This window comes from Mycobacteroides franklinii (genome assembly GCF_002013895.1).
GTDB classification, from domain to species: Bacteria; Actinomycetota; Actinomycetes; order Mycobacteriales; family Mycobacteriaceae; genus Mycobacterium; species Mycobacterium franklinii.
Genome location: NZ_MAFQ01000010.1, coordinates 81,313 through 92,797 on the forward strand (window position 1 = coordinate 81,313; position 11,485 = coordinate 92,797).

Genomic DNA, 11,485 nt, shown 5'->3' on the forward strand with positions numbered 1-11,485 from the left:
AGCCATACCTATTACGTCACTGTGACGAATATGTCCTGAATGCTTCTGCCCCACAACTTATTTGACAAAATCGGCGACCCAGTATTGGACGTTGAACGCGCCACAGCAGTGGTGGAAAACTACAGAGGCCGAGAACTATCTCAACCATGTGGCTACGACAAGCGGAACGCGGCCTCGATCTGAGCTACCGACTCTGCGACTGGCCGGTTGGTGTCGATGCGAAGCACCGTGTCTGACGTACGGGCTGTCACGTCTAAGGCCGCGGCGATGTCAGAAGTGGCATCGGAGAGTGTGGGCCCACGGTGAGCAATTCTGTTCTGGGTAAGAGAAAGCGGCACGTGACATTCGAATTCATGAAGCACGGCGTGCGTCTGGCAGGCGAGATCGCGTGTTCGCTCTTGCTGATGGGGGTCGCGCCATGTTCCATCAAGAATCACCGACTGGCCCCACGCAAGGAATTTTCGCGCGCGCTGTAGCACGGTCTCGTACACCGCCGCGACATTCTGCGTGGAGTACAACCCGCCGTCCAGAATTCCGGGCTCGCCGGCAATGACGCCTTGCTCCTGCAGCTCTCGGCGCACAGCGTCGGTGGAAATTACCTGCGCACCAGTTCTTTCCGACAGCGCTTTGGCGAGGGTCGTCTTTCCGGTTCCTGGCCCGCCTCCGATGCGGATAAGCCGCACCGCGCCCGCACGAAGGTACCGATGTGCCAGCTCAAGGTGAGCTATTGCCGCGTCCGCCGACGCGGGACGGCCCTGGGTGAATCGAATGCAGTCGACCTTTGCACGCACCACAGCGCGATAAGCGACGTAGAAATGCCACAGCGACTGTGGAGTATCGATTGCGGATGATTGTGTGTACTGATCGATGAAGTATTCGGCTAAATCGTCTCGCCCCAGGGACGCCAGATCCATTGCCAGAAACGCGGCATCATCTGCACAGTCGACGTAGCGCAGATGGTCGTCGAACTCAAGGCAGTCCAGGAGGACGGCTCCCCCGGGCACGCAGAAGATGTCTTCGGCCATTAGGTCGCCGTGGCCGTCGACGATAAGCCCCTTCTCGATACGCTCCGCGAAGAGAGAGTGCCGACCGCGCATGAATTCGTTTGATAGTGAGCGTATTTCATGGAGAGTCTGGTCAGTAAGCACGGATCCGACGAAGCCGGCAAGAACAGTGAGGTTCTCTTCCCAGCGGGCCGAGACGGCATTGGCTGTGCCTGATTCGCTGATCGGAGCACCACGGTCGGCGGCAGCGTGAAAAACCGCCAGCGCCTCGGCGATTGCGGCAAGATTCGGTTCCACATCCACTCCGGCTCTCACCATCGTGGCGAGCCGTGCCGAGTCCGGGTACCGACGCATCACTATTACGGGCTCGCTGGAACCGCCTGCAGGGTCAGTCAGATGAGCCACGCCCAAATAGCTGTCGCGAGCCAGTCTGCGGTTCAGGAAAACCTCTCGATTACAGGCCCTTTCACGTAATTCGACCGTACTGAAATCGAGAAAATCGGTCGTCACCGCCTTCTTCACCTTGTACGCGCGGCTGCCAATCAAGATCACGATTCCGGTGTGCGTCTCATGGATCTGTGGGGCGGCACCGCAGTGAGCGCCCAGCTGGTTTGCGTCCACAGCTCCATGTTCGTCGGCGACGCCGCAGATATCGAGGCATTGAGACTCTTTAACCGCCGCCAGTGTGCTCTCTTTCCCCAGGACCGGGACGAAAGCCTCTTCTGCTGAGTCCGGACTGCCCCGATAGTACAAATGATGCATTTGGCCGGGAGCCGACGATGCCAACAAACAGCTGCACCGAAGGTGAGGGACGACGTGTCAATGAGCTCTTTTACCAAGACATCACGGACTGCGGACGCCTCAGCGTTGGGTATTGGCGCGGCCAGTGCGCTGTCTGCCGAGGAAGTATTCACTCGACTGGCTGCCAGTCAACACGGATTGACACAGGAAGACGCCCGTCAGCGGTTACTCCGGCACGGGCCGAATGCGGTGTACTCACACCGGGCACGGATGGCCGCGGTGCTATGGCGTCAGCTCCGGTCCCCATTGCTCGGTCTGCTGGTAGCAGCGGCGACGGTGTCGTTCTTCGTGGGAGAGCGCACCGATGCGCTGGTGATCGGCGTGATCGTGGCACTGTCGGTCGGTCTCGGGTTCGGCAATGAGTACCGTGCGGCGAAAACGGCTGAGGCGTTGCACTCCCAGATCCACCACCGTGCGTTGGTTGTGCGTGACGGACATCAGGTTCTGGTGGATGTCACCGAGCTGGTGCCGGGAGATGTGTTGGAGCTGCGGCTGGGCGACATTGTGCCTGCCGATATCCGGTTGTTGTCGGTCACCGAATTGGAATGCGACGAGTCGGTGCTGACTGGTGAGTCCATGCCTGTCGAGAAGAATGTGGGCGAGAGCCCCGTCGGAGCACCGCTTGCGGAGCTGTCCGGGTGCGCGCTGATGGGCACGGTGGTGCACGCGGGCAGCGGGCGTGGCATTGTCGTCGCGACCGGTGCGGGAGCGGAGTTCGGCCGTATTGCCGCTGGATTGGATATCCGCAACCCGGAAACACAGTTTCAGGCTGGGCTGCGCAGCTTCTCGATGCTCTTGGTGCAGGTAGCGGGCGTGCTGACAACTTTCATCTTCGTCGTCAATCTCATGCTGCACCGGCCGATTATCGACGCGTTGCTGTTCTCTCTGGCGATCGCGGTCGGGATCACTCCCCAGCTGCTCCCGGCGATTGTCTCCACGTGCCTAGCCGCCGGGTCCCGACGAATGGCTCGGCGCAAGGTACTGGTGAAACGGCTTGTGTGCATTGAAGATTTAGGCAATGTGAACGTCCTTTTCACCGACAAGACCGGCACTCTGACGGAGGGGCGGATTAGCTTCATGCGGGCACTTGGCCCTGATGGCAGTCTTTCCGACGAGGCGTTGACATGGGGTCTGGTCTGTACCGAGGTGCACTTGGAAGGCTCTGCGGTGCTCGGCGGAAACGCGCTGGATGTGGCGTTGTGGGAGTCTTCTCAATCTGCCCGCTTTCGAAGTGACGTGGCTGGCTATCGAGTACAGGCAGTTATTCCTTTCGACCACGAACGGCGGATGTCCTCTGTGCTGGTCGACAATTCAGCCGGTCAACGGACCCTGGTAACCAAGGGAGCACCGGAAACCGTTCTTGATCGGTGTGTCGATGTTCCAGCACAGGCGCGGGCAGCCCTCGCCGCCGAATTCGCCGCGGGAAATCGTGTGGTGGCCGTGGCTACCCGCTCCGCAACCGCGCTGGCAACGCCAAGTCCCGACGACGAACACGATTTGCGATTCGTCGGATTGCTGGTCTTCTTGGACGCCGCGAAGCCTGGCGCCGCCACAGCGCTACAACGGCTGGCAGGCCTGCATATAGCAGTCAAGATCGTCACCGGGGATAGTCCGGCCGTCGCGCTGAAAATCTGTCAGGAACTCGATCTGCCCGTCACTGGCACGCTGACTGGAGCCGAGCTGGATGTCCTCGACGATCAACAGCTCGGCGCGATAATCGAGAACACTACGATTTTCGCCCGAGTGAGTCCCGAAGATAAGGCACGGATTGTGCGTATCCAGCGTCGCACCGGCTTCGATGTTGGGTTCCTCGGCGATGGCGTCAACGACTCGCTTGCCTTGCACGCCGCCGATATTGGGATCTCCGTTGACTCGGCTAGCGATGTGGCCAAGGACGCCGCAGATGTCATCCTGCTGGAAAAAGACCTTGATGTTCTCGCGGATGGAGTGATAGAAGGCCGGCGAATCTTCGCCAACACCATCAAGTACATCTTGATGGGCACCTCCAGTAACTTCGGCAACATGTTCAGTGCGGCCGGCGCCTCGCTGTTCCTGAGCTTTCTGCCCATGCTGCCCTCGCAGATTCTGCTCAACAATCTGCTCTACGACACGAGCCAACTCGCCATCCCCACCGATGAGGTGGATGCCGAGCAACTCGCCCGGCCGTCCCGGTGGAACATCAGTTTCATCCGCCGCTTCATGATGTACTTCGGCCCGATAAGCTCACTGTTCGACTTCGCCACCTTCGGAGTCATGTTGTGGGTCTTCCATTCTGGGCCCACACAATTCCGATCTGGCTGGTTCGTCGAGTCGCTCGCCACCCAAACCTTGGTGATCTTCGCCATCCGCACGAGGCGGATCCCATTCTTTCGCAGCACCCCCAGCATGCCGCTGCTGCTGTCGGCACTCGGTGTTGTTGTGATCGGTGCACTGCTCCCGGCGACACCTCTGGCCAACAGCCTGGGCTTTCACCCGCTGCCCCTCGGCTTCTTCGCCGCACTGGTGCTCATGGTCGTGTGCTATCTCGGCCTCATCGAGATGGGGAAGAAACTCTTCTACAGCGCGGCACAGACATCGCCTCCCGCGTTGCCACAACACGGCCGACAGCGCCACGTCCAACGTCGTGCGGCCCGCTTCAGCACCGCACTTCCCTAGGCGTATGGTCGGAGATTCGCGAAAATTCACCCTGCTGCAACAGTATTGGGGTCCTGTACGGACGTGTCTCTACTGTCGGCGAGTAGACACCGCGGCAGTGCCGATGCTCATTCCGGTCTAGTCCACCAGCTCGTTTCGTGGCCGCACCAGGACATCATGATCTCCCCCTTTTTTCTGTATACAGACGAATCTTAGAGCGGGCGGCGATGACCGCTGATCATGATGGAGCAGGCGATGTCGGGGGCTGTGCTGGATTGATCATGGTCGATCAGCGCGACAAGGCCCTGTTTCCGGTGACGCCCGACCGCCAGTAAATGAATGGGATCACGCTCCTGTGCAAGGTATTCAGCAATGTTGCCTTGCCAGACGACACTGTCGATGACGGTGTCGGGATACTGGTGTCGCCACGGTTCGAGCAGCTTTTCCATATGCGCTCGCAATGTGTTCACATCCGTCGAAGGCCTGGAGGTATCGCTGCCGTGGCGTGACCAACAGGCCACGACCCTAACTGTCGCAGCGCCCACTGCCGCAGCGTTCAGCCCTTGGGTCATCACGTCATCGAAGTCCGCAGAGTCGCCGAATTCGATGAGTACTGTCCCGCGCGGCTCTTGGCATGGCCTGCGTCCTCGAACAATCACCACGGGGCAGTGAGCGTGCGCAGACAGGGCCGCGGCCGTGGATGTAGCGCGGCGGGCAGTTGCACGGTCCCGCCCCAATGCTCCCAGGCAGACTAAGGCGGCTGAATGTGACTCACGGATCAACACATCCAGCGCGGAACCCTGGTGGATTTCGACCTCGATCTTTACGGGCTTGTCACACGATTGCACGGCGATCACGGCGCCCTGAGTGGCGATTTCAGCTGTCGCGAGATCGTATGCACCGTAGATGTCATCACGCGACTGCTGGCGGGGTTCGATGGCGTAGACGAGCCGTAGCGGGATGTCTCGGCTCACGGCTTCGTCGACTGCCCATAGCGCTGCTGCCAGAGCTCGATGGGATCCGTCGATACCGACAACCACTGCTGGTGCAGATTTGTCCTGATCCTGTGCCAGCTGGCCCTCGCCGGAGCAGCCGCTGTCGAGGTCTTCGTCCATCGTGCTCTCCTTCTGCGAGGGATCTTCCCGAAATATGGTGCTGTACAGGCAATACTCGCTGTCCGCCCTCCGTCCACGCCAGTGCCTGTCGTCGACTCGGTGAGAGCAAAAAGTCCACGACAACGGCGCCGTTCAGAAGGACCAATGGCGCCAATACGGGGACCGCAGACCACATCGTGGCGTGTAGGCGGACTCGTAGCCTGCGTGTACGAGTCCAGCAAGAAGGAGAATCGAGATGACAGAAACTACCCCAAAGCCGGGTGTTGTTGTCGCGGTGGACGGCTCACCTGAATCGTATGTGGCCGTGCGTTGGGCGGCGAAACATGCAGCCATGCGCCGTGATCGTCTGACGATCGTCACGGTGGTTACCAGGGAGTACCTCTACATTCGTGATCCAGAAACACAGGACCGAGTTCACCAATGGCAACGCCATCACGGCGAAACCGTGCTTCGCCGGGCTCAGCACGTCGCCGAAGACACTGTTGGCGCCGGTGTGCTTCCCGAGATATGTACCGATCTGATTTTCGGCAAACCAGTTCCTCTACTTGCCGATATGTCCAAAGAATTCCGCATACTCGTTGTCGGGCGCCGCGGCCTAGGAACATTTGATCGCCTTGTGCTGGGATCGGTGAGTTCGGGTTTGGTGCACTACGCACATTCACCGGTAGCCGTCATTCACGAAGTGCCCCACCTCGACCGAGACGATCCAGTGATCGTAGGCATCGACGGCTCCCCCGTTTCCGAGCCTGCCATCGCGCTGGCATTCGACGAAGCATCTCACCGCAAGGTGCCCTTGGTCGCCATGCACGCCTGGGTTGATGTCCTCGACACAGCACCCGAATTCGACTGGCGCGCTGAGCGTGAACAAGCCAATGAGCTCCTAGGCGAGCGGCTCGCGGGCTGGCAGGAGCAGTATCCAGACGTGAGCGTCGTCCGGAAACTGGTGAAGGGTAACCCTGGCCGTTGGCTGATCGAGCATTCCCGGCACGCACAGCTTGTCGTACTGGGCAGCCATGGCCGCGGCGGGTTTGCGGGAATGCTACTCGGCTCGGTGAGTAGAAGCGTTGTGCAAGCAGCACACTCACCGATCATCATAGTCCGGCCTTCATGATACCGGGAGTTCACCATGGACATGCTGATGCTCGAAATCGGCCGCTACCTAGTCCGCTCGATATGCACACCCGACCGACGGGTATGCCTATCGAGCCGGATAGTGGCGCTTGCTGAGTTGAGTGCGGCCACGATCCTGCTGTCTGCATTGGCCACGATTACAGCAGCCCGTCGTGCCTACGCTCGCTCCGAGAAGCTGTACACCCATGGACTTCCGGAAATGGTCGCGGGTCAGTGTGTACAGCCTTGCTAGACAAGATAGTTCGTGGTCTGTTTGGGTGAGCCATGTCCAATGAGCCAATAACGCACTCCGCCGAGCCGCATCAGTCCGGGACGGGCAGCAGACTGAACTGGCTGCGCGCGGGGGTCTTGGGTGCCAATGACGGCATCGTGTCGACGGCGGGGATGGTTGTCGGTGTCGCAGCGGCCACGGTCGAGCGTGCACCGATCTTCACAGCAGGTCTCGCCGGTGTGGCCGCCGGTGCAGTCTCCATGGCGCTGGGTGAGTACGTCTCGGTGAGCACGCAGCGAGACACCGAACGATCCCTTCTGAGCAAGGAGCGGCAGGAACTTAAGGACCTGCCCGCCGAAGAACTCGCCGAACTCACCTCGATCTACGAATCAAAGGGGCTGTCGCCAACAACCGCCCGGCAAGTGGCAGTTGAGCTCACTGCCCATGACGCCTTCTCTGCGCACGCTGACGCGGAGTTGGGAATCAACCCCCACGAATTGACCAACCCGTGGCATGCCGCTCTCTCGTCGGCCATCTCGTTCTTGACCGGCGCCATCTTGCCCATGGTGGCGATCCTCCTGCCGCCGGCGGCGTGGAGAATCCCCGTGACCGCAGTCGCGGTGTGCCTGGCTCTGATTGCGACGGGGTGGATCAGTGCCGCCGTCGGCCAGGCCAGTCGGACGCGGGCCATCCTGCGCGTCACCGTCGGAGGGCTCGCAGCCATGGCCGTCACCTATCTGATCGGCACCCTCGTCGGGCACGTCATATCGTGAGATAGCCCGAATACCGACTAGCGGGCGTTGAACGCATCGACGGCGATCGGCAGTGTCACGAAGATCCGGCCCTCACCGATCTTGGACAGCAATCCGGCCGCAGTAAGCGCATCGCGCAGATCCTGTTTGACTCGTGCGATCGCGAAGACGATTCCCGCGTCGCCCAAATCTTCTCGGAGTCGATCAAGTGCGTCGAGGGCGGTGAGATCCACGTCGACATTCGCCTCCGCGCTGAGAATGAACCACTCGACCGGTGCGGGGCCCGCAGCCACGGCCGCCATTGCCCGCTTACGAAAATCCTCTGCGTTGGCGAAACACAAAGGCGCGTCGTATCGGTAGACGACGAGGCCGGGTACCGCATGTGCGCCAGGGTAATCATCAAGGTCATGCATTCCCGGGACTCCCGGTACAAAGCCCAGCACGCTGTCGTGCGGGTGAGCGACGCGGCGAAGCAGGTCGAGAATCGACAAGGCCACAGCGGCAAGAATCCCGTAGAGCACTCCGACCCCGAGAACGGCGAATGTTGTTGCGAGGGCGATAATGAACTCGCTGCGACGAAAGCGGGCGAATCGACGGTACTCGGGAACATCAATCAGCTTGATAGCCGCATACACCACGAGTGCCCCGAGGGCCGCGCGGGGAAAATGCGCCAAGGTTCCGTGTGCGAACATCAGTACCATCAGGAGCAATGCGAGCGCCGTCAGGGAATGCAGTTGACTGCGGCTTCCCACCGAGTCACCCAGCGCGGTCCGGCTACCGCTGGAACTGACCGGAAAACCTTGCGTAAGACCGGAGCCCAAGTTGCACAGCCCCAGTGTGCGTAGTTCTGCGTTGGCATCGATGTCCTCATTACGGCGAACGGCGAACGCGCGTGCCGTCAAAATGTTGTCGGAGAACGCCACGATCGCCACACCTAACGCGGGTAGGACGAGGACGCCCAGACTGTGGAGGCCCAGCCAAGGTACCCCGGCGTGTGGCAGTCCTGCGGGGACTTGGCCGACGAGGTCGATGTCGGAACCGTCAGACGGTATGAGCGCCACCGCTGTCGCGGCAACCAACACCGCGATGAGCGGCCCGGGTGCCCGCGGAACCCATCGCCCAAGCACGCCAAGTAATGCGAGCACCGATGCCGCAACAATGATGGTGGGCCAACGGATCTGCTCGACGTGATCGGAGAATGACCTGATCTGCTCGATAAACTCGTCACCGGAACTGACCGTGCCCGTGATGCTACCGATCTGACTGCCCACCATTGTGATGCCCACACCGCCCATGTAGCCGACAAGCACCGGGTGCGAGAGCAGATTGGCGAGCACTCCAAGACCGGCCAGCCCTGCGATCAAACACACCACCCCGACGAGCAACGCCAGTGCAGCCGCTAGCGCCGCATAACGCGCGGCGTCACCAAAGGCCAAGGGAGCCAATACTGCGGCGGTCATCAATGCGGTGGTCGACTCCGGGCCCACGGACAGCTGCCGGGACGAGCCGAGCGCCGCGTAGATAGCCAATGGGGCCAGCGCCGCCCATAAGCCCGTCACCGCTGGCAAACCAGCCAGCGTGGCGTATGCCATGACCTGCGGGACGAGGTACGCGGCCACCGTGATTCCGGCGAGGACATCCCCCCGCAGCCACCGTTTCTGGTATGTGCGCAGCTGCGCCAGATTCGGTGCGTAGTTCATCCAACGCATGGTGAAGATCATCGTGCGTCAGCGGTTCTCACGCAGCTGAACAGACCTGATGACCAAGGACCCAGCTGCGACGAGCACAACTCTTCTACCAGAGGACGCAGCGCGGTGCGACGCTCTGCGGTGTCACTACCGAAAGACAGGAACGACAATGGACTCTTCGAGGACGCCGGTGTTCCGGATCGTGAAAACGACGCCGATGGAACGATTCAGCTGGCTGATCATGGGTGTGATTGTGCTGGCGACGGGCGTGCTGTTCTTGATGGACAAGACAGAACGTGCCTCCACGGTGGAGTTGGTGCTTCTCTGGGTGTTGGTTCTGGCCGGAATCAAGATGACGATCGTAGGGGCGTTCGGCCGCTATCCGTTGCCGCGCTGGTTTAGCTTTCTTGCCGCACATCCGCCCAAATAGTCAGGGCAGCGGCACTGACCAGGAGACCTGGGTACCGCCGCCGTCCGGCTCAGCGATGGTGAGATTCCCTCGCAGTGCTGCGGCTCGGGTACTGAGATTGCGCAGACCCCGGTGGGTAGCACCTTCCGGTATGCCTACCCCGTTGTCGGTGACATCCACAATGACATCGTCACCGACGGCAACCAACACCACTACTTCCGATGCTTTGGCGTGGCGGACAGCGTTGCTCACGGTCTCGCGCACCACCGCCTGGGTGTGCTCGGCGATATCCGTCGGTATGACATCGAGGGGCCCGTTCATACGCACGGAGACTTGCAGCGACGTGTCATCGGTCAGCTCGGCGACAATAGCGCGCAGGGTCGCACGGAGCGAAGGACCGTCGGTGGCCACAGTGTGCAAGTCGAAAATAGCGGTGCGGATGTCTTGAATGACGTTGTGCAACTGGTCAATGTGTTCGGCAAGCCGGGCGGCGACTCGCGGAGACTTGGCCGCGCGCCGGTGCGTTCCCTGCATGGCCAATCCGACTGCGAACAGTCGCTGAATGACGTGATCGTGAAGATCACGGGCAATGCGGTCACGGTCGGCCAGCAGTTGCAGTTCGTTCATCGTTGTGCGGGTCTGCGCCTGTTCAAGGGCCAGCGCGGCTTGGTCGGCAAAGGACGCGGCGATATCGAGCTGCCCGTCCCCGAAAGGGGCACCCTCGGGTGGGCGGATCAGCAGGAGCACACCGGTAGTTGAATCACGTCCACGTAACGGCAACGCCATCGCCGGCCCGAATGCGACGTGCGCGTCTGCTGCGATATCAAATTCCAGCTGGGTCACTAGGCGCGGCAAGCGATCTCGAAATGCCGCCCCGGAAGTCGACCCCCGGAGCGGAATGCGTGTTCCGCTGAGCTCTCGGCCCGAGGTACCGGCGCAGATCGCCACTTCGAGCTCGCCGATGTCGCTGTCGTCATCGGTCTCCAAGGGCACCGCGATCAAGGCGTAATCGGCATCAACCAATGCGGCAGCGCGGATGGCTATCAGCTGCAGCGCCTCGGCGGGTTCGACCCCAGCAAGTAGCTTTGACGTCACTTCCTCAATCGCCTGCAGCCAGCGCTGCCGCTGGCGAGCCTCCTCGTACAGGCGGGCATTCTCTACTGCGATCCCGGCTGCGCCGGCGAGTGCCCGCACCACCACCTCGTCATCGGCACTGAATTCCTCACCGTTGCGTTTCTCGGTGAGGTAGAGGCGCCCGAATACCTCGTTGCGCAACTGCACCGGCACGCCCAGAAAAGTACGCATGGGCGGATGGTTAGGTGGAAAACCGATGGACGATGGGTGGTGCATGATCTCGCTGAGCCGGAGCGGTTTGGCATCGTCGATGACCACCCCTAGGACGCCATGGCCGGTGGGCAACGGTCCGATGAGCTCGCGCGTGGCATCGTCGATGCCCTCGTAGATGAACTGAGTGAGCATGCCGTCCTGCCCGAGGACACCGAGAGCGCCGTACTGGGCATCCACGAGCTCGATGGCTACCCTGACGATCTGCCGCAGCGTGACATCCAATTCCAAACCGGCGCTGACCGCCATCACGGCATCCAGCAGCGCGTCGACCCGGCCCCTGGTCTCGGTGATGATGCGTTCGATACGGCCCTGGACCTCCGCCAGCAGCTCGCTGAGTTGGATATGCGCGAGTTCCTTGGTCACCGACTCATCGGCGCCCGACCGATCCGTCAC

General features: G+C 61.2%; 8 protein-coding genes. 4 read left to right on the forward strand and 4 right to left on the reverse strand.

Annotated features, from left to right (window positions below):
• Window positions 1-152: 152 nt before the first annotated feature.
• The gene (locus B4393_RS17875; protein ID WP_236743187.1) at window positions 153-1,625 is read right to left on the reverse strand and encodes a bifunctional aminoglycoside phosphotransferase/ATP-binding protein; all 1,473 of its coding nucleotides are present in this window, start codon (window positions 1,623-1,625) and stop codon (window positions 153-155) included.
• A 201-nt stretch (window positions 1,626-1,826) separates the two neighbouring features.
• Between B4393_RS17875 and mgtA the strand changes: the two genes are divergently transcribed.
• Window positions 1,827-4,460, forward strand: coding sequence for a magnesium-translocating P-type ATPase (gene mgtA / locus B4393_RS17880; RefSeq protein WP_078335220.1), 2,634 nt, complete (start codon window positions 1,827-1,829; stop codon window positions 4,458-4,460).
• Window positions 4,461-4,651: 191 nt separating this feature from the next.
• Here the strand turns inward: mgtA and B4393_RS17885 are convergent, their stop codons facing one another.
• Window positions 4,652-5,554, reverse strand: a complete 903-nt coding sequence (locus B4393_RS17885) for a universal stress protein (protein ID WP_078335221.1) — start codon at window positions 5,552-5,554, stop codon at window positions 4,652-4,654.
• Window positions 5,555-5,789: 235 nt separating this feature from the next.
• Between B4393_RS17885 and B4393_RS17890 the strand changes: the two genes are divergently transcribed.
• Window positions 5,790-6,665, forward strand: coding sequence for a universal stress protein (locus B4393_RS17890; RefSeq protein ID WP_078335222.1), 876 nt, complete (start codon window positions 5,790-5,792; stop codon window positions 6,663-6,665).
• 284 nt (window positions 6,666-6,949) lie between these two features.
• Complete coding sequence (locus tag B4393_RS17895; protein WP_078335223.1) at window positions 6,950-7,669, forward strand: VIT1/CCC1 transporter family protein; 720 nt, start codon at window positions 6,950-6,952, stop codon at window positions 7,667-7,669.
• Window positions 7,670-7,686: 17 nt separating this feature from the next.
• Here B4393_RS17895 and B4393_RS17900 read toward each other — a convergent pair whose 3' ends face one another.
• The gene (locus B4393_RS17900; protein WP_078335224.1) at window positions 7,687-9,369 is read right to left on the reverse strand and encodes a SulP family inorganic anion transporter; all 1,683 of its coding nucleotides are present in this window, start codon (window positions 9,367-9,369) and stop codon (window positions 7,687-7,689) included.
• Window positions 9,370-9,505: 136 nt separating this feature from the next.
• Between B4393_RS17900 and B4393_RS17905 the strand changes: the two genes are divergently transcribed.
• The gene (locus B4393_RS17905) at window positions 9,506-9,766 is read left to right on the forward strand and encodes a hypothetical protein (RefSeq protein WP_133052581.1); all 261 of its coding nucleotides are present in this window, start codon (window positions 9,506-9,508) and stop codon (window positions 9,764-9,766) included.
• Here the strand turns inward: B4393_RS17905 and B4393_RS17910 are convergent, their stop codons facing one another.
• Complete coding sequence (locus tag B4393_RS17910) at window positions 9,767-11,485, reverse strand: sensor histidine kinase (protein WP_078335226.1); 1,719 nt, start codon at window positions 11,483-11,485, stop codon at window positions 9,767-9,769.

Bases quoted from the DNA above. Each gene is read 5' to 3' on its own strand.
- mgtA (WP_078335220.1), top strand. From the start codon at position 1,827: ATGAGCTCTTTTACCAAGACATCACGGACTGCGGACGCCTCAGCGTTG.
- B4393_RS17885 (WP_078335221.1), bottom strand. From the start codon at position 5,554: ATGGACGAAGACCTCGACAGCGGCTGCTCCGGCGAGGGCCAGCTGGCA.
- B4393_RS17890 (WP_078335222.1), top strand. From the start codon at position 5,790: ATGACAGAAACTACCCCAAAGCCGGGTGTTGTTGTCGCGGTGGACGGC.
- B4393_RS17895 (WP_078335223.1), top strand. From the start codon at position 6,950: ATGTCCAATGAGCCAATAACGCACTCCGCCGAGCCGCATCAGTCCGGG.
- B4393_RS17900 (WP_078335224.1), bottom strand. From the start codon at position 9,369: ATGATCTTCACCATGCGTTGGATGAACTACGCACCGAATCTGGCGCAG.
- B4393_RS17905 (WP_133052581.1), top strand. From the start codon at position 9,506: ATGGACTCTTCGAGGACGCCGGTGTTCCGGATCGTGAAAACGACGCCG.